General features: G+C 44.9%; 17 protein-coding genes, 1 tRNA gene and 1 CRISPR repeat array. Of the genes, 7 read left to right on the forward strand and 11 right to left on the reverse strand.

Annotated elements, in window-relative coordinates:
• Positions 1–207: 207 nt before the first annotated feature.
• The 9 genes from KQI32_RS00180 to cas3 form a co-directional block, all read right to left on the reverse strand.
• Positions 208–1,713: an IMP dehydrogenase gene (locus tag KQI32_RS00180; RefSeq protein WP_216423465.1), complete on the reverse strand. Its 1,506-nt coding sequence runs from the start codon at positions 1,711–1,713 to the stop codon at positions 208–210.
• Between the two features lie 123 nt (positions 1,714–1,836).
• Positions 1,837–2,421, reverse strand: a complete 585-nt coding sequence (locus KQI32_RS00185; protein ID WP_216423466.1) for an SLOG family protein — start codon at positions 2,419–2,421, stop codon at positions 1,837–1,839.
• Between the two features lie 179 nt (positions 2,422–2,600).
• Positions 2,601–5,948: a CRISPR direct-repeat array (repeat unit 32 nt; unit sequence TTTCAATCCACACGCCTCATGCGAGGCGTGAC).
• Positions 5,949–6,329: 381 nt separating this feature from the next.
• Positions 6,330–6,620 (reverse strand): CRISPR-associated endonuclease Cas2, encoded by a 291-nt coding sequence (cas2, locus tag KQI32_RS00190; RefSeq protein ID WP_216423467.1) that lies wholly within the window; start codon positions 6,618–6,620, stop codon positions 6,330–6,332.
• A gap of 9 nt (positions 6,621–6,629) precedes the next feature.
• Entirely contained in the window at positions 6,630–7,661 is a 1,032-nt protein-coding gene (gene cas1c, locus KQI32_RS00195; protein WP_216423468.1) for a type I-C CRISPR-associated endonuclease Cas1c, read from the reverse strand.
• Positions 7,658–8,314: a CRISPR-associated protein Cas4 gene (gene cas4, locus KQI32_RS00200; RefSeq protein WP_216423469.1), complete on the reverse strand. Its 657-nt coding sequence runs from the start codon at positions 8,312–8,314 to the stop codon at positions 7,658–7,660. Before cas4 ends, cas1c begins: the two co-directional genes overlap by 4 nt.
• Positions 8,304–9,137, reverse strand: coding sequence for a type I-C CRISPR-associated protein Cas7/Csd2 (cas7c, locus tag KQI32_RS00205; RefSeq protein WP_216423470.1), 834 nt, complete (start codon positions 9,135–9,137; stop codon positions 8,304–8,306). The genes cas4 and cas7c overlap by 11 nt, the downstream gene beginning before the upstream one ends.
• Positions 9,134–11,077: a type I-C CRISPR-associated protein Cas8c/Csd1 gene (gene cas8c, locus KQI32_RS00210; protein WP_253290965.1), complete on the reverse strand. Its 1,944-nt coding sequence runs from the start codon at positions 11,075–11,077 to the stop codon at positions 9,134–9,136. Before cas8c ends, cas7c begins: the two co-directional genes overlap by 4 nt.
• Positions 11,070–11,819, reverse strand: a complete 750-nt coding sequence (gene cas5c / locus KQI32_RS00215) for a type I-C CRISPR-associated protein Cas5c (protein WP_216423472.1) — start codon at positions 11,817–11,819, stop codon at positions 11,070–11,072. Before cas5c ends, cas8c begins: the two co-directional genes overlap by 8 nt.
• A gap of 16 nt (positions 11,820–11,835) precedes the next feature.
• Positions 11,836–14,229, reverse strand: coding sequence for a CRISPR-associated helicase Cas3' (cas3, locus tag KQI32_RS00220; protein ID WP_216423473.1), 2,394 nt, complete (start codon positions 14,227–14,229; stop codon positions 11,836–11,838).
• Positions 14,230–14,445: 216 nt separating this feature from the next.
• On the opposite strand from cas3, the gene KQI32_RS00225 reads away from it, so the two are divergent.
• The 3 genes from KQI32_RS00225 to KQI32_RS13325 all read left to right on the forward strand — a co-directional run bounded on the left by KQI32_RS00225 (position 14,446) and on the right by KQI32_RS13325 (position 17,504).
• Positions 14,446–16,797, forward strand: a complete 2,352-nt coding sequence (locus KQI32_RS00225) for a M13-type metalloendopeptidase (protein ID WP_216423474.1) — start codon at positions 14,446–14,448, stop codon at positions 16,795–16,797.
• A 186-nt stretch (positions 16,798–16,983) separates the two neighbouring features.
• A complete protein-coding gene (locus KQI32_RS13320; RefSeq protein WP_253290943.1) occupies positions 16,984–17,208 on the forward strand; it encodes a shikimate kinase in 225 nt (74 codons plus the stop codon).
• 23 nt (positions 17,209–17,231) lie between these two features.
• Positions 17,232–17,504, forward strand: a complete 273-nt coding sequence (locus KQI32_RS13325; RefSeq protein ID WP_253290945.1) for a hypothetical protein — start codon at positions 17,232–17,234, stop codon at positions 17,502–17,504.
• A 96-nt stretch (positions 17,505–17,600) separates the two neighbouring features.
• On the opposite strand, the gene KQI32_RS00235 is transcribed toward KQI32_RS13325, so the two are convergent.
• Positions 17,601–17,676, reverse strand: a tRNA-Pro gene (locus KQI32_RS00235).
• A gap of 160 nt (positions 17,677–17,836) precedes the next feature.
• Between KQI32_RS00235 and KQI32_RS00240 the strand changes: the two genes are divergently transcribed.
• Genes KQI32_RS00240 through KQI32_RS00250 form a run of 3 tightly spaced genes read left to right on the forward strand, consistent with a single transcriptional unit; the run spans position 17,837 to position 19,668 of the window.
• Entirely contained in the window at positions 17,837–18,211 is a 375-nt protein-coding gene (locus KQI32_RS00240; RefSeq protein ID WP_177690414.1) for a GntR family transcriptional regulator, read from the forward strand.
• A gap of 3 nt (positions 18,212–18,214) precedes the next feature.
• Positions 18,215–19,063, forward strand: a complete 849-nt coding sequence (locus tag KQI32_RS00245) for an ABC transporter ATP-binding protein (protein WP_177690416.1) — start codon at positions 18,215–18,217, stop codon at positions 19,061–19,063.
• Positions 19,060–19,668, forward strand: a complete 609-nt coding sequence (locus tag KQI32_RS00250; RefSeq protein WP_216423475.1) for an ABC-2 transporter permease — start codon at positions 19,060–19,062, stop codon at positions 19,666–19,668. The genes KQI32_RS00245 and KQI32_RS00250 overlap by 4 nt, the downstream gene beginning before the upstream one ends.
• A gap of 308 nt (positions 19,669–19,976) precedes the next feature.
• On the opposite strand, the gene KQI32_RS00255 is transcribed toward KQI32_RS00250, so the two are convergent.
• Positions 19,977–21,203, reverse strand: a complete 1,227-nt coding sequence (locus KQI32_RS00255) for a hypothetical protein (protein WP_216423476.1) — start codon at positions 21,201–21,203, stop codon at positions 19,977–19,979.
• A 228-nt stretch (positions 21,204–21,431) separates the two neighbouring features.
• On the opposite strand from KQI32_RS00255, the gene KQI32_RS00260 reads away from it, so the two are divergent.
• Entirely contained in the window at positions 21,432–22,319 is an 888-nt protein-coding gene (locus tag KQI32_RS00260; protein ID WP_216423477.1) for a hypothetical protein, read from the forward strand.
• Positions 22,320–22,454: the final 135 nt, after the last annotated feature.

Raw genomic sequence — 22,454 nt, forward strand, 5'->3', positions numbered from 1 at the left:
AAATAACATATCGAAAAATTCGAAAAATGAAAAATATGTCAAAGCCCGTAGTTTTGTTTTGAGACAGGATGGTCACGAACTGTCTGTTATTCTTTTCCCAGAAATTATACAATAAATTGTTTTCCTTGTCAAGAAATTTCTGATGCATCCTGACACAAAAAAGAAGAGAGGAATTCTCTCTTCTTTCTATAACCGCAATTTATACCTTTATTTTATATTCATACTATTGTCTTTCAGAACGACATCATGCGAACCGCCTTCCACGATACTGGTGGAGGATACACGGGTAATCTTTGCTTTTTTCTGAAGCTCCGGGATCGAGAGCGCGCCGCAGTTGCACATTGTAGAACGCACTTTATTCAACGATTGCGTAACATTGTCTTTCAAGCTTCCCGCATAGGGCACATAAGAGTCAACTCCCTCTTCAAAAGACAGCTTTTTCGCTCCGCCCATGTCATAGCGCTGCCAGTTTCTTGCACGGTTGGAGCCCTCGCCCCAATACTCTTTCATATAATTTCCGTTGATATTCACTTTATTGGTTGGGCTCTCATCAAACCGCGCGAAATATCTGCCCAGCATTACAAAATCCGCTCCCATTGCCAGAGCAAGTGTAATGTGATAATCATGTACAATTCCTCCGTCGGAACAGATTGGAATGTAGACACCGGTTTCCTCAAAATATTCGTCACGCGCTTTTGCCACCTCGATCACCGCTGTAGCTTGTCCTCGTCCAATTCCTTTTTGCTCTCTGGTAATGCAGATAGAACCGCCGCCGATGCCGATTTTAATGAAATCCGCCCCTGCTTCTGCCAGAAAACGGAATCCTTCTCTGTCCACAACATTCCCGGCGCCAACCTTAACGGTATCGCCATAATTTTTGCGGATATAGTCGATGGTTATTTTCTGCCATTCGGAAAAACCTTCCGAAGAGTCAATACAGAGCACATCAGCCCCGGCTGCTACCAAAGCGGGAACTCTTTCAGCGTAATCGCGGGTATTGATGCCGGCGCCAACTACATAACGCTTTGAACTGTCAAGCAATTCATTTTCATTTTCTTTATGGGAATCGTAGTCTTTGCGGAAAACCATGTATTTCAATTTCTGTTCTTTATCAATCAAAGGCAGGCAATTTAACTTGTGATCCCAGATAATATCATTTGCTTCCTTCAATGTAGTGGTATCACTTGCACAGATTAAATCTTCAAATTCCGTCATGAAATCTTTTACTTTTGTATGTAAAGGCATTCTGGTGATACGGTAATCCCTGCTTGTCACAATTCCCAGAAGCTTTCCGTTTGCTGTGCCATCCTCCGTTACTGCCACGGTGGAATGCCCTGTTTTCTCTTTTAAAGCTAAAATATCCGCCAAGGTATCCTCTGGTTGAATGTTGGAGTCACTGGTGACAAAACCCGCTTTATATCCTTTTACCTTAGCAACCATCTGCGCTTCGCTTTCCACAGACTGGGAACCATAGATAAACGATATCCCTCCTTCTTTCGCCAAAGCAATCGCCATTTTATCTCCGGAAACCGACTGCATAATAGCGGAAACCATCGGAATATTCATAGTGATTGCACTCTGTTCCCCTTTTTTAAATTTTACAACAGGGGTTTTTAAATCTACGTTAGCGGGAATACATTCCGAAGAAGAATAACCGGGCACCAACAAATATTCGCCAAACGTATGAGAAGCGCCTTCAAAAAAATACGCCATATTCAACTCTCCTTATTAGATATTTTCCTATTATAATATCATAACAAACGGCCAAAAGCAAGTAATTTTGTATTTTTTAATTCATCCAAAAACCTGTTTCCAAAAGCAAAGATTACAAATTCATCAGATCTCATTTTCAAGGAAGCCGCTTACACAAAGCGTCCGGGGATTAATCAATATCACTTTGCAGCCACGTTCAGCCGCGAACTCAATTGCTTGTTTGTTTTCATCCGGTATCGTTTCATCAAAAAAAGCTACTACATATTTCGTCCGCTTCACGATATATTCATTGCATTCTAAATAAGAGCATTTACACTTTTCTTTGTGAACAAGCTCTCTTGTATTACATCGTTTCAGGATATAATGATATTCCCTGCGTTCTGCTTCTGTCCATTTCTTTTCATGATCGGGATAAGGAAGCACGGCAGTCAAATTGAATACATATTGGCTGCACAGATCATGTACGCTCTCAGCAGCCCACAAGCTGACTCCTTGGTTCATGCATATATAATAATTTGATACCTCATATTGAATGGCCAAATGATCAACTATCTTTTCCAACACCTTTTTGACTTTTTTGATATATCTATGGTTTGCACTCTCCTTTGGCGGTTGGTACCCTAAAAAAGAACAGGAGTAATCTTTGTTACCCAGCCTATTGCTTACCAAATGGATCGTCTTTACAATGTTATGATTTTTTCGCAGCATTCGTGCCCCTCCGTCAATCGGCATGTTCTTTATTTTTTCTGTTTCTGCTTATACACAATGAAATTAATTATACTTCAATATTTTTCTAAAATCAAGATATTTTTTCCATGCAATTCTTTTTTATTTTATTATATTTCAATCAGTTAAATAATGTATGTTTTTCTGGTTTGCAAAAGTAATATAATACCGCACGCCTCATGCGAGGCGTGACCAAGCGGCAACGATCAAAGATTTTGATTACGCTAAATTTCAATCCACACGCCTCATGCGAGGCGTGACCAGAAGGAGGTGGTGTCATGTGTTGTTATAAACAGATTTCAATCCACACGCCTCATGCGAGGCGTGACATAATAACAGACAAGCCCCTGTACCGTCAAAAGATATTTCAATCCACACGCCTCATGCGAGGCGTGACAAAATCGGTTTCGGAGGATATGATAATTCCTCCATTTCAATCCACACGCCTCATGCGAGGCGTGACATGTTTCTCCGATGTATGACAGCAAATCTCCATCAATTTCAATCCACACGCCTCATGCGAGGCGTGACGCAAATCATTTATTTTTCGGATTTTAACTATGGATTTCAATCCACACGCCTCATGCGAGGCGTGACCGGTATCCCGCTCGATTCGGACGATTTGCTTGTATTTCAATCCACACGCCTCATGCGAGGCGTGACCTCCATCCGCGCTATGATCAAAAAGATGTGTGGAAATTTCAATCCACACGCCTCATGCGAGGCGTGACGCATTGCAGAATTCCGGGTTTGGCATAAAGCGCATCATTTCAATCCACACGCCTCATGCGAGGCGTGACATCAACTTTCCCGTTGTTTCCTTTTTGCAAAAATATTTCAATCCACACGCCTCATGCGAGGCGTGACCAACAAATCACAGTATGAGCATTGAGGACGTTTTGATTTCAATCCACACGCCTCATGCGAGGCGTGACTAAGACAGTTTGTGTTGCAAAATCTGTAACCATCGATTTCAATCCACACGCCTCATGCGAGGCGTGACCACATTTAGCGATGTCAGACGCATTATAACTCATAACATTTCAATCCACACGCCTCATGCGAGGCGTGACACTTGTACTCTTGCTCCGTCTTAGATATCTCTTTCTATTTCAATCCACACGCCTCATGCGAGGCGTGACATAATAGCAAGTTTTCCTCCATATTTATCTTCTGATTTCAATCCACACGCCTCATGCGAGGCGTGACGAAACTCTTTCATGCCAATCATACAATCTTCATTGTATTTCAATCCACACGCCTCATGCGAGGCGTGACATGTGATAGACCCCTTTGACATACCGGACGACTGATTTCAATCCACACGCCTCATGCGAGGCGTGACTTATTTTCCGTTCGATGGCGAATACATTCCTTGCAATTTCAATCCACACGCCTCATGCGAGGCGTGACGAAGGCATGCGTGTCACTCATTGGATACCCATACCATTTCAATCCACACGCCTCATGCGAGGCGTGACTTTACTTTTTTCGAGATATTTTTCATTGGTTTCTCTATTTCAATCCACACGCCTCATGCGAGGCGTGACCTTTGGAGAAACAGAGATTGGGAAGGTACAAGGCAATTTCAATCCACACGCCTCATGCGAGGCGTGACCTTGTAAGCGATTATTGCTGTTATTAGAGCTAACAGCATTTCAATCCACACGCCTCATGCGAGGCGTGACATATACGCAAGATACTCATCCGACAACCAGACAGAGATTTCAATCCACACGCCTCATGCGAGGCGTGACTTGGAAAATCCTCTTTTAATGCCATCCTTAAAAATATTTCAATCCACACGCCTCATGCGAGGCGTGACTCATGGCTTGCTTTTTCTGTTCCTCCAAATCCGGTATTTCAATCCACACGCCTCATGCGAGGCGTGACGCCCGGAGTAAGCAAAGTGACGTCCTTTAAACTTTTTCAATCCACACGCCTCATGCGAGGCGTGACTGAATTAACACAAATAGAAGCCGATAAACATTGTTTTCAATCCACACGCCTCATGCGAGGCGTGACTCTCACGGTTTTGCAACACAAGCAAAAGCGGAGGTTTTCAATCCACACGCCTCATGCGAGGCGTGACACGGGAAGGATGACCGCCTGTATAATCTGTCAAGGATTTTCAATCCACACGCCTCATGCGAGGCGTGACGCAAATCGTCAACATTGATTGCTTATCGCTTGCAGTTTTCAATCCACACGCCTCATGCGAGGCGTGACCCTCACAGTTTTATAGCTGTGGGGGCTTTTTCTATTGTTTTCAATCCACACGCCTCATGCGAGGCGTGACTAAATCACCTCGATTAATTATACCAAAAACAACCATTTTCAATCCACACGCCTCATGCGAGGCGTGACTTGGATAATGAGACTTGTTCCCTAAGTAAAGTTTTTTCAATCCACACGCCTCATGCGAGGCGTGACAATGATGGATGAAACAACCTATATGACGGCAGATTTTTCAATCCACACGCCTCATGCGAGGCGTGACGCATACACAAGGCATTGATTTATCGTATCGGTCTTTTTCAATCCACACGCCTCATGCGAGGCGTGACTGCATCAAAGCGTTTGCCCGGTTCTGCCCGATTTTTTTCAATCCACACGCCTCATGCGAGGCGTGACATATCAGGCTGATATATGTTTTACCAGAACGAACCTTTTCAATCCACACGCCTCATGCGAGGCGTGACCATTTTATACCAAAGCAATTGTGATGACGCGGGCATTTTCAATCCACACGCCTCATGCGAGGCGTGACTTTGATGGTAGTACAATATCTATCCACAAAAAAGTTTTCAATCCACACGCCTCATGCGAGGCGTGACTCATAACTGTAAAATAACAGATAAGTGTTTTCATTTTTTCAATCCACACGCCTCATGCGAGGCGTGACTTTAATGTAAGTGTTGATTATCTCTTAGGGAGATTTTCAATCCACACGCCTCATGCGAGGCGTGACCCGGTATAAATCATAATAAGGATATACCCGGAAAAATTTTCAATCCACACGCCTCATGCGAGGCGTGACCCAATTCAGATAAATAAATTAATACTATCTCTGATTTTTCAATCCACACGCCTCATGCGAGGCGTGACTCGCACATCATTGTTTTCCAATCGGCAGATTTCCTTTTCAATCCACACGCCTCATGCGAGGCGTGACCGGCTTGCATGTGGATTTGGATGAGACTGACGATTTTCAATCCACACGCCTCATGCGAGGCGTGACAAATTGAAATCAACTGGCCGGAATATGTCAGAACTTTTCAATCCACACGCCTCATGCGAGGCGTGACAAAGCAAATCTGGATTATGAAACAAAAGAATATTTTTCAATCCACACGCCTCATGCGAGGCGTGACCTGATGTGGCGGAGGTTGTACATGGGGAGTGGCTATTTTCAATCCACACGCCTCATGCGAGGCGTGACTAATCCACCGCATAGCTTCCGGGGGACACAGGCATTTTCAATCCACACGCCTCATGCGAGGCGTGACAGCAAATATATACAAATTTCACCCTGATTTTTATTGAAAATATATAAAAATCAATTTGTAAATATTTCAATATGTTATTTTATTGCATTTTTTGAACCATAAGTATGCGATTTTCTGCGTTTTTCTTTTCATTTTCGGTGCGAAACCTCCGGCATTTTTCTGTGTGCTTCCGGTTCGCACAATCATACAAGGGTTTTCTCGGAGTGTGTTAAGTGAATTGGATAAAATCAGTCGACAGTCAGTTTTGCCATATTTTTCATAGAAAACGTTTCAATATGGAGGATTTCCCCTCACCATTCCATGTTTTGAAAAGGTAGAATGCGCCGCCGTAGGATGTCCGTGATCTTTTCCTTCAAGTTCCCATCGGACACTACCGTTTCTTTAAAGTATCAACGGATCCGTTACATCAAAGGAAGGTTTGCTGCCAATATGCTCCACCTTCGTCTGGTACCGGTTTCCGAGATAATAAAAGCGAAGACTATCCGACTGCGGATCGATCAACTGCTCCAGCTTATGCTTCACCATTTTGCACTGTGCCGCATCCAAAACACATTCAAAAACAGAATTTTGCACCCTCTGACCGTAATTGACACACTGTTTTGCGACTTTTCGCAGTCGTTTTCTTCCCTCCGGCGTCTGCGTGTTGACGTCATAGGTGATAACTACAAGCATTGTTTCCTCCTATTTCCACAAAAAAGGCGGATAGCCGTCCAGATCGCCGCGCAAGCTTCTTGCAAGAAGCTGTGCCTGAATATACGGCACCAAGCCCCAGGAAATCTTCTGCTTTAAAAACGGATGTGTCAAAGTCTCATTCTTTCGTTCCTGCCAGAGGGAAAGAATCTTTTTTCTCGTCTCATCCTCCATCATGACGGCTCCATTTTCCTGCTTTCGGAACCCCGCCGGCTTTATCTGCTGTTTGTTGATAAGCGACAGCACAAATCGATCTGCATAAACCGGCCGCAGTTCCTCCATCAAATCCAAAGCAAGGGAAATCCTGCCCGGCCTGTCCCGATGGAGAAAACCCACATAGGAATCCAGCCCTACGGTTTCCAATGCAGATGCCGTGTCATGAGCCAGCAACGTATAAACAAAAGATAACAGGGCATTCACCGGATCCGTGGGCGGTCTGCGGTTTCTTGTCTGAAAACAAAAGAATTCCTTCTGCTGGAGGATCATCTGGTCAAGCACGCCAAAGTACACCGAAGCCGCTTCGCCTTCCACTCCCCTCAGTTGTTCCGGATCAGCACATGAATCCACAAGGAAAAAAGAATTCTGCAGGAAAGAGGAAGCTTTCGTCAAGGGTTCTGTATCAAGCCGCATGGCATAGTCCCTCTTGGTGCGCTCTATGCTCCAGCGGGCATTGAACAACTTGCCTTTGATAAAATGTTTTGCATACCGTAAACTCTCTTCTTCCTTGTCGGAAGCCCGGTACTGCTCCTTTCGGAGCAGTACATTTCCATTGGTCTCCCCAGTTGCACGCGCCAAAAAACGTCCATGCATGGTCAGAAAGGTTAAAGCGATATTCCTCTTGACACAAGCACCCATCAAGGCGGGACTGGCGCCCACATAACCAAAAGCCACGATGCCCTGCAAATTGTGAAGCGGAATCCGCCCAAGCGTTTCCTCCTTTTTAGAAACGACAACGTTCTCCCCATCCAAAGAAAGATAGGCATCCGGTGTGGTGACATAGAGAATATTTAAAAGCTGTCTCATCTACCTGCCTCCTTTATGTACTGTTCCACGGAACCCGCGCTGTACAGCCACGGCATGCAGATATCCTCCAGAGAACAGGCTTTACACTGCTTTCCGGGCTTACTTTTCGGGGTATGGCCTCTTCGGAAATAGCCATGCATTTCCTCCAGCATGGAGCATACCTGCATCCGCAGAGTTTCATCCAGCTTCACTTCCTGCCGCCGCTTCGGCTCGCCGTAATACAGATATCCGATTTGAATTTCTTCACAGAGCAGCATTTCTTCCAGACACATTGCCTGACAGCAGAGCTGAAGCTCGTCCGCACGGTGTTCCTTGGGCTTTCCCCTCTTGTATTCCACCGGAACCGGGCGATAGCGCTCTTCCCTGCCGAAAAGCGAGACCCCGTCGGCGCTGCGGTGAAATTCAACCACGTCGCAGGCACCGCTGACGCCCAGTATTCTTGAAAAGACCGGAAGACCGCGCGCAATCAAAAGATTTCCCCGTTTCTCGATGAAGAAGGCGTCGTGCGCTTTTTCGTGCAGGATATGCCCCTCCACCGTGCGAAGATTTTCCTGCCATTGCTGTTCCAGATGGATCAGCGCCCACTGCCGGCGGCAGAAAGCGAAATGCTGAATCCCGGATAACTGCAGAAAATCCTCTTCCCTATATTCCATCGTATATTTCCGGCTCCAAGCCCTCCAGAGAAGCAAGGCTCATTTCCGCTTCCATTCCGTTCTGCCTTACAGTCAAACTCCGGTGTACCTTTGCCGAGGAATACTGCCCCAATTTGGAATTATGCCGCCACCAGTAAACTTTTAAGACCTCCATACTGCCGTCCGGACGCGCGGAGGAACAATCATTTTCAAACAGTGAGATCAGCGCTTCCCGGATCTTCTCCGCATCCTCCTCCGAGAAGCCGGTTTTCTCCGCCAGCTGGCAGTTGATGCTGCCAAAGGTTTTATAAATGCCGTATTCCACCCGATATTTTCTTCCCATGGTATCGGATGATTTTTTCTCTCCCGGCTCACTGTTGACGCTCTTGGTAATCTGCATGCTTGTGATATCCACCGGTTCCACACTCACCGCGGTCTGTATGGTGACAGGACCGCGCACGCCGACCGAAACCCCGTCTCCCTTTTTTCCTTTCGTGAAGGCAAACACCTGCCCAAAGGCGCGCACATCCATCCATTTTTCACAGGCCGCTTTGGCGTAAGCTTCTTTATCTTTTCCGGCAGCTTTCAGCTCCTCCGCCTTGGATGCACGTTCACTCAAGCTTTTGAAGCCGTCGTCCGCCCGTTCGTCCGACTGGACAAAAATGCTGCATCCCATATCCTGCAAACGGTTCCGCAGTTTCCGCTTCAGGCAGACATCGGATACCTCGCCATATCCCTCATAGGTCTCTCTGGGACGGTTTCCATTCAGCGGATCCCCGTTGGGGTTCGCCTTTTCCACACGAAAAACAACAGCAAAATCGATTTTGTTTTCTAAAACGCTCATTCTTCTATACTCCCTTTCTTCTCTTTATTTTCTTGTTTGTTTTGCATTCTGGCTTCCTTAAACGCTCTGCGCTGGCAGTGATAGCCGAGGAACACCAGTTCATCCAGCGGCGCTTTGCTCTCAAAATCCCCCGGCTGGAATAGATCGATGATCTCGTCCAGCTTATCTGTGTAAAGCGAATTGCCTGTTGCTTTTTGGTAAGAGAGATAGGGGCTAAGACAGTCTTCTATCACGCCCCAGGTCTTTACAGGCTTTCTGCGGAAAATTTCACGGAATCGTTCCGCCGCCGTGTCCCTCTGATTTTTCTGATTTTCCTGATTTTTCTGATGATACAGCGCATTTTCTTCCAGTTCCTGTGCCACTGCCAAAAGCCTGCCGAACAGATAACTTCGATCGGTTCTTCGTTCCTCCAACGCCATATTCCATTCCTCCTTATATTTATCAAATCTGAATTTTCGTATCATCGCACATGTGATACTCAAAGCTTTCTGAAACTTATTTTTCGCCTCTTCCTTTTTCTTGCCAAAAACACCTAGTCGGAAAATACGATTCACTGCCATCCGAAGGATATCTTCCGGCAAAGGTTTCCGGTCGGTTACACAGGGTAATAAACGTTCTATTTGAGATTTCAAAAGTTTCTTCATACTTTCCCCATGTTCATCTCCATACGCTGTCACACAGATGTCCCTTAAAGAAGGCGCGCCGACAAAGAAATATCCTTTGCTGTTTTCGTCCCCCTGCTTTTCCGACTTGTATTCAAGATACCAGCTGCAGGTATTATGCCAGTGCTCAATGTTATCCAAATAATCGGAGCCCTTCATCTTTTTATAGAATACTATGGAAAGCCGTCCCGTTGTCGCGGCCTCCAGAGCCATCACAACCACATCCGAGTGAATATCCAGTTCCTTGCGGTACCCTTTCACTGCCTTTTTCAGCTTTTTGCTGAATTCCCATCCGGTCTGAACAATCTCATGGAGTTCTTCCTCTGCATCCTTCTCCCATTCCTCCATTGCAACCTCCGCAGTTCCTTGAAAGGGAGAGGGAATCTTTCTTCCCTGCAGTTCCCATGCGACGATCACTTGTTCGCCGCAGTGAAACCCCTGGTTTTCCACCAGCCACCGAAGCGCCAAATGGGCTTTCTGCGAGGTTTCATAACCAATCGAAGCCACTTCCCTACTGTTTGAAAATCTTCCGTGGTAAGTAAACCCGGTGGGTTCATTAGAAGATATCAATTTTGCCTTATCTCCGATATGCCTTATTTTTGCTAGATGTTTGTCCGAACAGGGCATCCATTTTCCCGTCGCATAGCACAAATCTTTCTTCTGAACTGCTTTTTTTGATGTGTAGTAGGAAAGAAAACTCTCATAAACCATTGAATCCCGGTAAACTCTTGCCTCCCGATCCTCCGCCTTGCCGCTGTCGATCTCTACCCGAAAACGCACAAAGCTGTCCTTTTGGGAGATTTCCTCAATCTTATCATCCTTTAGTTTTCCATTTTCTCCAATCTGTAAAATTCCTGCTTCCAACAAATCGGTAATCACCCGTCCCTTTTTCAGATAGGTGTATATCGCTTGCACTTTCTGACAGGAGTAAGGAGATTCTGCCCAGTCTTTCAACTGTTCCAAGTAGGCATTATATTTTTTTGCATTGTCTTCTTTGGTATAGACCGCGTAATCCGCCGCAATATATTTTAGTTTGTCACAAAGAGGATGGGGAGAATCTCCGCTTGTTTTGCCTGCAGAATCCTCCGTCACCGGTATTACCGTCACAGCGTCATCTTTTGGGACAATCTCCGCGTTCCGGAACAATCCATCCCCATTCAGAACAATTTCAATCTGTGCATTCTGGGTGGAATGACCCATATGTAACAATTCGGTGCGGGGCTGAAACGTCAGTTTCTTCCCGAAACAGGCGTCATAGGTTTGACAGAGATCACTCATCCAGCTCAAAGTCATCACCTCCAAATTCTGCAAGACCGCTGAAATTCCCCAGTACTTCCCCAAACGGTTTCATTTCCATCTTGAAAAGCGGCCTGACAATCGTGCACTCCTCCGGGCGCGGAAAACGAATGACACCGTCCTTCATCACCGGCGTCCAGAACCGGGCGCTGAGCATTCCCTTTTCCTCCTCTTGTTTGACATCGCCGGGATAGGTAAAACCGTGAAACATAACGCCCAAGGGGATTTCTCCGCTTCCGTCATAACAGCTTTCCGCTTCTCCGAAGGTGCAAGGCTCCACATAGCCCTGACATTCCCGGGTTCCCAGATAGATGTCCCGCCGTCCTCCTTTTTGCAAGGAACGCTTTGCCATAAAATAGTGTTTGTTTTCGTTTCGGTCATGCGCCAGGTTCGGGCGGTTCTCATTCCACTCAAAATGAGCCTGCACTTCATAAGTCACATTGACTAAATAAGTATAAATAGATAAAGTGTTCGGTGTATCACTTTTCTTGTAAACCAAAGGCCGTATCCCCTTGGATTCTGATCGGATGGGATTCAACACCCGAACTTTGTCAACAACCCAGCGGAATGTCGGCTTCCAGTAGATGGACTCCGCAATGCCGACCAGAGCCTGATAAGTGGGAACCTGATAGGTAAATTTTTCTCCCCCCATCCGGTTTAACGGATCGGAAAACAGGGCGTAACGCCCTTCCAGCCGGAATGTAATGCTGTTCGCTTTTTCCATCGTCTTTCTCCTCCTTTTAATGAAGTAGTGCTTTTGCTTGTGATTCAGTCACCACCCCTTTCGTTTCATCGTAAAAGGTATCTTTCAGAATATAGATATCCAAATCCTCCAAGTATCGTATGCCGTCACCAATCGCTTGGAAATCGCTCGGTGAGAGATTAACCGTATACTGCTGTGCCTCCCGGAGAAGCTTCTTCAAATCTCCCAGTTCCTCCGTACTGCAAAGAGCCGCAATGATCTCCCGCCCTCTTTCGTAAGGGACAATCACCGGCTTGCCGTACTCCTCAATCGCGGCAAAAGCATCCCCGGCCGATTGGAAGGATTGCCTCATAAACATAGAAAACGGTTCTCCCTGCTGCGCCGCATAAGCCGCATAGCTGCCTGCATTGGCTCCCAGCAACTCTGAAAAGGTCTTGCCAGATGCTTCATAATCCAGCTTTTTCTGCTGTTCGGAAAAGTAATACAAAAAATATTTCTCCACCGCTTCCCGACAGAGCAGTTCTCCGCCGTATTTTTCCGGCGCGGCTTTTACCTCGTCAATCACACGTCTGGTCTGCTGTGCACCGATCTTGATATCCAGTAGCCCGTTCTCCAAATGTTCAAAATCCGGATTGACGATGTAAACAGGTTTGCGCTCTGTCTCCTGCCCATGACGGTTACATCGTCCCGCCGCCTGCACAATGGAATCCATCCCAGCAATGGCACGGAACACACATGGAAAGCTGATATCCACACCGGCCTCAATCAGCGCGGTGCTGACCACAATCAGCTTTTCTCCACTCTGAAGCTTTTGGCGAATCTCCTCAAATAACTTCCGACGATGCGCCGCACAGAGATAGGTGGTCAGACAATACAATTTATATTCCTCTGTGCTTTCCTTTAAGGCTTCATACAACAAGTGCACACTTTTTTTGGTATTCAGAACGATTAAGACGTTCTCAGCCTTCTCTTGCAGGACTCTTTCCGCCAAGACTTCCGGCGAATAGCCGTTTTTTCTTCTTTCGTCAATCAGTTTGGTGCGTTCAAACGCCTTGAAAATTTCCGCGTTCACGGTGCAGAGCTCCGGTTTTTCCGCTATGCGAAGCTTTTCCTCCGTTCCAATCCGATCCAGCATGGGCTGTGTCGCCGTGCAGAGAACCGATGTGGAATCACAGACGTTATGTAAAAAGTTCAATGTTCGAATGAACGGGTATACGGTGTGAAGAGGAACCTTCTGCACCTCGTCAAAAAGAATCACTGAATCGGCGAACTGGTGCGCCAAACGGTTATGTTTGGTGTTTTCCCCATAAAAAATATGGAGAAAGCCTACCATTGTGGTCAGAATAATCGGGGCATCCATCCGCTCGGAAATCAGCTCATAAAGCTTTTCTTCCTCATCGTCTTTCGCCTTCTTCTCCGTCATACTGCTGTGAATTTCCAACAGCATGCTGTCATCCCATCCCTCCGCGCCGGCTAATGCGTTTCGGATTTCCGACGCGGTCTGATCCAAAATGGACAGGTAGGGGATGATATAAAAGATATGCTTTTTCCTCTTCTGTCTGGTATGTTCCAGCGCAAACCGGAGGGAGGCAAGGGTTTTCCCCGAACCGGTGGGACAGCTCAAAGAATAAATTCCGGTTTCCCGGAAGGCCGCCTTCCAGCATTCCTCCGAAATAACGCCGCGCAGCTGGTAGATCTCCTGTTCTTTTTCACTTGCTCCGTCTCTAAGCGAAAAATCTTTTATATGTTCCTCCAGCCTTTCGGAAAGCGTGCTCCACAGCGCCTGATAATCCTCCTTCACGCTTGGCGTCCGCTCCATGTCAAAACAGGCGGCGTCCAGCCGGTCCGCGTCCAGCAGACAGCTGTGCAGTAATTTTTCAATCAGTCCACAATGAAACGCATTCTTTTTCACCTTCGGATAAACCCTTTTGAATTCTTCATATGCCTTTTCGTACAAAGCTTTAATCTCTGCTTCCGCTTTACAGAGAGCATGAAAATTTTCTTTTGCTTCCGCATAGAACAATTCCTCGTTGGGATAAAGACGCCCGCGGATGCCATCGTTCCCTTCCGGCGTCAGATAGTCCGGCAGTCCGCCGTGGTGTCCACAGAGAATCCCCGTAAGCATGTCCGCCGGAAGCGTGTGGATAGGACGCAATTTCTCCCACACATATCTTGCCCCAAGTGCAGAATGATTTCTCTTTTTGACTTTTCCATTGTTTTGGAATGATTCCAACAGGTATTCCTGCCACGCTTCGGTATACTTTCCCATGTCGTGAAGCAAGCCCAACAGTTCACCGCAGTGCTGCATACCGATTTTCGAGGCAAGCTGTCCGCACAGAACAGAAACCGAGCAGGAGTGCTTCTCCAAATACTGTTTTGAGCCATCCTTTGATATCCGTGCAAAAAATTTTTCTCTTTTTGATTCACCCATTTTTTTACCTCTTAAGCAAAAATACTATATATTACAATTATATCAAAAAAACCATAATATTCAATTGTAACCAGTTAGTTTCTTCCAGACATTTTTCGACATTTCTTTGCTTTTTGTCTTGTTATCAGCAATGCTTAAGTTTTTTTAATTTTCCTCCCACTGTGTTGACATACCAATTTATCTGCTTTACAATCGAAGGGAAAGGAGTTTTGTAATATGAAATGGAAAAGAAGTATTGCAGCGTTTTTGACACTGGCTTTGCTTACCTCCGTCCTGCCGGCAGCTTTTGCTTCCGACAGAAACGCGACACGCGGCGAGGTTGTGCAGGCCCTTTTAACAGCGGCAGACGACTACAATCCGTCGGTAAAGAAAACCGACATTATAAAAGGATACGGAGACGGTGAACTCCATGAGGAACGCCCGGTCACCCGCGCCGAAGCGCTTGTCATGCTGAAACGGGCATTCGGAGAATTGCCAGAACCCACCGGTCACAATGCCCGTGTAGCAATTCCCGCCGGCAGCTTTACCGATATACCAGACTGGGCGCAAACAGAACTTTCCGATGTCTTTGACGCCGGAATCGTTGCAGGAACGGCAGAAGGAATTTTTTCTCCTGATGAACCGGTGACAATCGAGCAGATGAATTTATTTATCAAGCGTGTTTATGCCCTGTTCGGCACAAATGAAAAAGACGATTTTTATGCAGCGGTAAACAGGAATGCTTTAAACGCCCTCACGATAAAACCGGGACGTACCATAGCAGGTACGTTATATGATTTAAATGACAATTCTGCCGCCCAGGTAAGCGAAATCATAAAGGAGGTTACGTCATCCGCTCACCCCAAAGGAACAAAGGAGCAGAAGATCGCAGACTTTTATAAAAACGTAAAAAACATGGATGCGAGAAACAAAGCGGGCATTACACCGATTAAAGAATATCTGGAGTTGATTGACACCGCAAAATCCGTCGGCGATCTGATTGATATTCAGAGCACTTTATCGGATGAAATCGGAGTCAACCCTTTTCTGTATTTCAGTCTTTCCATTGATATGAAAGACAGCACCAAATATATGCTGACCTTCGGAACAAGCAGTCCCTCTCTTCAAAAGGAGGTTTACATCGACAAGAATTCCTCTCAGACAAAAGCCTACATAAAATATATGGAAAAGCTGTTTGTTCTGGGCGGTGAAACAGCAGAGAACGCGGCTGTCCTGGCTGATAAATGCTTCGATATGGAAACCGTTTTGGCCGCTGCTATGATGAACCGGGAAGACTACGGCAATGTGGATAAGCTATATAATCTTTTCACCATGCAGCAGATTCAGGAGCTATTTCCGGAAATCGATATCGGCAAGGTATTCGGAAATTCGGGACTGTCAAAGACAGATCATATTGTTATTGCTGATGTGGGACTCACAAAAGCCTTCGCGGAATATTTCACCAATGAAAATACCGACAGTTTAAAGGCATATGCCAAACTAAGCCTGCTTGCCGGATGGGGCGGCGCCCTCAATCAGGAATTTATTGACGCTTCCGAGAAATTCAACAAAGAATTTCTCGGCACGGAAGGCAGTTATACGGAAGAGGAGCGTGCCGCTTTGACCGTGCAGAATACGATGCCGGATTATATTGGAGAAATCTATGCGCAAAAATATTTCACGGAAGAAGCAAAAAAAGACGTTGAAAAAATGGTGAAGGATATCGTTGCCGTTTACCGCAGAAGGATACAAAATATCCCTTGGATGAGCGATACAACCAAAGAAAAAGCAATCAACAAGCTGGATCATTTGGGGATAAAGATCGGATATCCTGACCATTGGGAGACCTATCTTGATTATGCTGACATAAAATCCGCAGAGGAAGGCGGTAGTTATTTTGAAAATATGCTCAGCATCCTTGCCGCTCAAAAGCAGGAAATCATCAACCTGCAAAACAAACCGGTAGATAAAACAAAATGGGCGATGTATCCGTTTACCGTAAACGCCTGCTATGTTGCCACTTCCAATGATATCACCTTTCCAGCGGCAATCTTACAGCCGCCCATGTATGATGTAAACGCCTCCTATGAACAGAATCTTGGTGCAATCGGCTATATCATCGCCCACGAAATCACCCATGCTTTCGACAACAACGGTGCGAAGTTTGATGAAAACGGCAATGCGGCGGATTGGTGGACGGAAGAAGACTATGAGGCATTTCAGCAGCTCTGCGATAAAATGGCTGCATTCTATGAGGGACAGGAAGGCGTTCCCGGTATCCTGATGAACGGCAGCCTTACCTTGAGTGAAAACGTAGCGGATCAGGGAGCCGCGGCATGCGTCACTGAAATCGCCGCCGGTCTTGAAAATCCTGATTTCAAAACATTATACAGAAGTATGGCAAAATGCTGGGCATCCACCGCATCCCGCGCGTACTATCAATACGCCTCCCAAATAGATGTGCACAGCGTCGATAAACTGCGCGTCAACCGGGTGGTTGTAAACTTTGATGAGTTCTATAAAGCCTTCGGCATCGGGGAAAACGACGGTATGTATGTAAAGCCGGAGGACAGAGTGAAAATCTGGTAACCTGCTTCGGTTCTCAATAAGGGACTTTATCCGTTTATACAACAAAGAGAGAGCGTACTCCCGCTGAAAAAAGAAGCGGTTCCTGCCGCCAGAAGAGGCGGGAATATCTTATTTTTCATTATATGTTTTCATGCGGGCAGGGATAAAACCTGTCCGCATCATTTACTCATCTAGAAAGGAGCCTTTATGGGAACAGGCATTCTTGTGTGCGGCTGCAACGGCAGCGGCAAAAGCACGCTCGGAAAACAATTGGCAAAGGAACTCCATTATCATTTTATCGATATTGAAACCTTATATTTTCCGAAAATAAATGCGGACTATGTATACGGTTGCCCCCGCTCCGCAGTGAAGTGGAAAAACGGCTGCTGGATGAAGTGCAAAAGTATGAAAATTTTGTACTTGCAGCTGTGAAAGGAAATTTGGGAGAAAAAATTTTGACACTTTACAAATATGTGATCGTTCTCAGCGCTCCGAAGAAAGTAAGATTACAGCGAGTGAGGAACCGTTCCTTTCAGAAGTTTGGAGACAGAATACTGCCGGGCGGAGATTTGTATGAACGGGAAACAGAGTTTTTCGATATGGCAGCAAAAAAATCAGAGCAAGATATTGAAACATGGACAAATTCTTTAAACTGCCCCATCATACGAATAGACGGAACAAGAAATATTGCCGAAAATGTGGAATTGATCAAAAAAATGATTCGTTGAGTGAAAGGAAGCGAAGTATACATCAGATTCGCACAGAAAATATTCCATAAAAAAACGACATTGTTTGACAAAGAACAATGTCGTTTTTTTGTTTTTTGGTCTGAGTGGCGGGACTTGAACCCACGGCCTCTACCACCCCAAGGTAGCGCGCTACCATCTGCGCCACACCCAGATTTAACTATTTAATTATAACACACATTTCAAAAAAATCAAGTGATTTTTTCTTCTTTTTATCATTTTTTTAATTTTCATGCAAGAAAAGAAAAATAATATTGACAAAATGTCAATATTGTATATAATGGATATATACAATATTTCGAGGAGGCGATTGTTTGAATATTATTATAAGCAATCAGTGCGGGCAGCCAATTTATGAACAGATCGGTTCCCAAATAAAAAATATGATTATTTCCGGTCAACTCGCTGCTGGAGATCCGCTCCCCTCTATGCGGTTTCTAGCCAAAGAGCTGCGCATCAGCGTCATCACGACAAAACGCGCTTACGAGGAATTGGAACGCGATGGATTTATTGTATCAATCACTGGAAAAGGCAGTTTTGTAGCAGACAAAAATACGGAACTTATCAAAGAACAGCAATTGAGAACGATTGAATCTCAGATGCAGGAAATCATAAAATCCGCGATGCTCTGCGGCTTAACCCTTCCGGATTTAATCGATATGTTAACTTTGATCTACGAGGAGGAATAGCATATGACGAATGCCATTGAGGTCATCAACGTTTCAAAAAAATATCAGGAATTCACGCTGGACAACGTAAGCTTTCAGTTGCCCTGCGGATGCATTATGGGACTTATCGGAGAAAATGGCGCCGGAAAAAGCACAACAATCAAGTTGATTCTGGACTTAATTCGGAAAGACAGCGGTGAAATCTTTGTTATGGGCAATGAACCGGTAAAATCCAGCAAACGAGGGAAAGAAGATATCGGTGTTGTGATGGACGAATGCTGCTTTCCGGAGAATTTAACCCTAAAAGATATCAACAAAATAATGAGCTATACTTATCTGAATTGGAGCGAGGAAACCTTTTTGAAATTTGCCGGCCAATTTTCTCTTTCTGAAAAAAAACAGGTGAAAGATTACTCCCGAGGTATGAAAATGAAGCTTTCTATCGCGGCGGCACTGTCCCACACTCCGAAATTGTTGATTCTGGATGAAGCAACCAGCGGCCTTGATCCGATTGTACGGGATGAAATTCTGGATGTATTTTTGGAATTCATTCAAAATGACGATCACTCTATTCTGATTTCCTCCCATATCATCAGTGATCTGGAAAAAATTTGTGATTATATTACATTTATTCATAGAGGAAAATTGGTGTTCAGTGAATCCAAAGATAAATTGCTGGAAAAATACGGCCTTTTAAAATGCTCCGTCGAGCAGTTTGATGCCCTTGATAAAGCCGCGGTGAAAGGCTTCCGGAAAAACAGCTTCGGGGTAGAAGCATTGGTTTTAAAAGATAAAATCAGAGGCGATGCTTTGATAGACAGGGCAACGATGGAGGAAATTATGCTGTATCATATTAAGGAGGGTGTCAGATGAAAGGACTTCTTTTAAAGGATTTGATCAATCTAAAAAAACAGGCGTTTATCTATCTGGTTTTTATTCTTTTTTATGGAGTGGTTTCTGTCAGCAGCAACAATGTTTCCTTTATTGGCGGCATGATATGTGTAGTCAGTGCAATGATGCCAATTACCGCACTCTCCTTTGACGAACGTGCAAACTGGGATAAATATGCATTAACCATGCCGGTGTCCCGCCGAGATATGGTATTGGAAAAATATATTCTCGGACTGTTGTGTGCAACCGGCGGTCTTGCTGTTCTACTGCTGTTTCAATGGATCATTCCAGTCAAAGAGGAGGGAGAGCTGATTTCTATTTTTATCCTCTACGCTGTCAGCATTCTTTATCTCTCTCTCCTGCTGCCTGTATTATTTAAACTGGGCGTAGAAAAAGGACGAATTCTAATGATGTTGTTCTTTGTAATCCCTTTTGCCGCTGTTTTTATCGTATCAAAACTAGACCTGCAGATGCCGGACATCCAAACGCTGAAATCGCTCCTGTATGGGTTTCCTGCGTTTGTTGCCGCCGCATATATTCTTTCCTTTTTCCTTTCTTTCCTCATTTACCGGAAAAAGGAGCTTTGATATCGCCCCACCCGCAGGGCATAGGAGAAGGTATTCCCATAAGATGCTTTGCACCGGAATACGCCAGCGGGAGAATGTATCCTCGTAAAAAAATGCTGAGAGCTTTCGAATGCATTCCATCTCAATACTGCATTAGGCGAATAGAATCATGTTTTCACAAACTTCATTTTCAGAGAGAATAAGGGCCGGAGGCCAAATGGCTTCCAGCCCCTTTTATGTAAAAAATGAATGCCTTAAGATAACCTTGTTTTCATCTACAGATACAGGTACACATTTCAATAAGGAGCGCAGCCACGTCATACAGCGTTTTAACGGTGAATATCCATAATCTCATAGAAATAATAGGAACCATAAAAACTGTCAAGTTTTTTTAAATTCCGGGCGGCTAATCTCTGCTGGTTCCCACTCCCGTTCATAACCCACAGTTCCCATCGATCTTCATATGCGCGGATATAAGCTATTTTTCTTCCTTTATCCAGGTAAACCGGATTAAGCTGTATACTGTCCGTATGGTTCGTCAACTGCTTCAATTCCCGTTTATTCACACTGGCCTGATAAATTTGCAGAGCCCCGTTTTTGCCAAACTCCTTCCAATCTTCCTGCACTTTTCCGGCACTGAAAATTACCTTCTGCCCTGAGATATCAGGTGTCATAGAAACCATATTCTCTGGAATCAGGGGACGGAAAGTTCCATCCTCAATAAGAAAAGTTCCTACTGTTTTATGAAAATTCATATGTCGGTTTTCCCCGCTGTTGATAGCGATTAAGTTGTCTTCGCTGTTCAAGGCCAGATTTTGATTGTAGGGTAGGGTTACCAACGGTTTTTCATATTGTTTTATCCGTTGGTTTTCCACATCATAAACCTGCATTTCCACTCCATCTGTATTCTGCCCGCCCTGAGACCCGCATTGAAACAGAAAAAGGTATTCGCCTTTTTTGGAGACACCGCTCAAAATGGGATACATTCCCCTTTTCTGTGCTGGAATCAAGAGTTTTTCCTGATTGGTCTGCATGTGGAAGCTCCAGATTCCCCCAGGCGTATTTTCACCATCCATCAACAGAGATTTGTTATAATACAGAGTTTCGCCGGTAGGAATAATATTGGAATAAATCGTGTTATCGCCGCCTGTGATGGTCCGCACGGCAACCATCTTTTTCTCAAAATCCAAGGATACAAGAGTTCCATCCTGACAGGAGGTATATAAAATATCCTTTTTCGGATCCCAATTATAATAATTTAAACTCTTATCATACTGATATACAAGCTGCCGCTTCTCCATGTGATATATGGCCAAAACATCGTTTTCGACTACAGCTGTATATTTTCCAGAAGGTGAAACCTCCGGGCGTTCAAAGGAATCCCCCGCCGCTATCCGAACTTCCCGATTCTTAGAAAAGCTGCAGTGCTCCGCATACAAACCATCCTCTTTGATAAGCACAATATAATCATCCGACCACATCCCCAAAGTCACTGCTGTAAACAAAAAAGCGAGGAACAAAATGGTCAGTATCACCACAGACAGAATTTTTTTCACAAGAATGCCTCCCATTTTTGTCAAATCGGCTCCGTCTCGGCAACGGTTTCCGCTTTCATGCAAGACCGTATTCACCGCCGTCAAAATCCTCGACTTTTCCCCTCCGACGGAGCCTTTATTAATATATATTCCACAAAAGCAAATTATATTAATGTTTCTTCTTGAAATAGCCGGGTAGTTGTGCTATGATAACTAAACTGACATCGGCATTGGAGAGAAGGGATTTTTATGGTTACTGGCCTTCTGCTGTGCGGGTTTATCGGCGTGCTTTCCACACTGTATCCCATGTTTATGAAACTTGCCACAGGACATAAAGCACATCCGATTGAATACGGATTTTGGGCCAACTTTTTTGCAACTGTTATGATTGGGATAATAATGGTTGTAAAAGCGTTTTCATTGGGTAGTGCAGAGGCTGTCATGGAAACGGATTTTTTGAAAATTTTAATTGTGATGTTTACGGCTGCGTTTTTTTCTTCAGCGAACTCCGTTTTGAACATGAATGCAATGAGGCTGGGACATTCCGGACTGACCACCGCAATCAACCAATCCTCAATGGTGCTGAATTTTCTTCTGGTCATTATTATATTCCGCACTCCCGCCAGCATTTTTAATTATATTGCTATCACAGTCACTTTCGTCAGTGTATTTTTGCTGGGAATGAACCGCTACAAAGTAAAATTAAATAAAAACTGGCTGATTTTCTGTATCACTGCTTTTCTGGCCAGCGGAATCTATCAGACGATTTCAGCGATTCCCTCACAGTTTCAATATACTGATACCATCAATTTCAGAGGCTTTTCTTTCGCGCTTGGCATTCTGCTGTTTTTCGGAATAGCCAAATTTGCCCTGAAAATTAAGAATGACCCGCTGTGTATCAAAATCGGCTTCTTTACAGGCGGCTTCATTGCAACAATCGTTCAATTTACCATGTACAAGGCCATGGATTTACTGGCATTGAATGACGCGGTTTATATGTATTACCCGATTGTCACCGCACTGACGATCCTTCTTTATTCTCTATACAGCATGTTTGTGCTGAAAGAAAAGTTCCGTCCGCTTCAGATTTTAGGCCTGTTCGGCTGTGCATTCGGTATTCTTTTGCTGATTATATGAAACGGTCTGTCTGTTGAAGTACACAGACAGAAAAAGCCAGATGATTTCAAATTTCATCTGGCTTTTTAAGCATTAAAAAGCTGCATACAGCACCATTTCCCGCGATTTTTCACGACTTTCTCATAATGCAGCGCT

This window comes from Acetivibrio sp. MSJd-27 (assembly GCF_018918095.1).
Classification (GTDB): Bacteria; Bacillota; Clostridia; order UMGS1840; family HGM11507; genus HGM11507.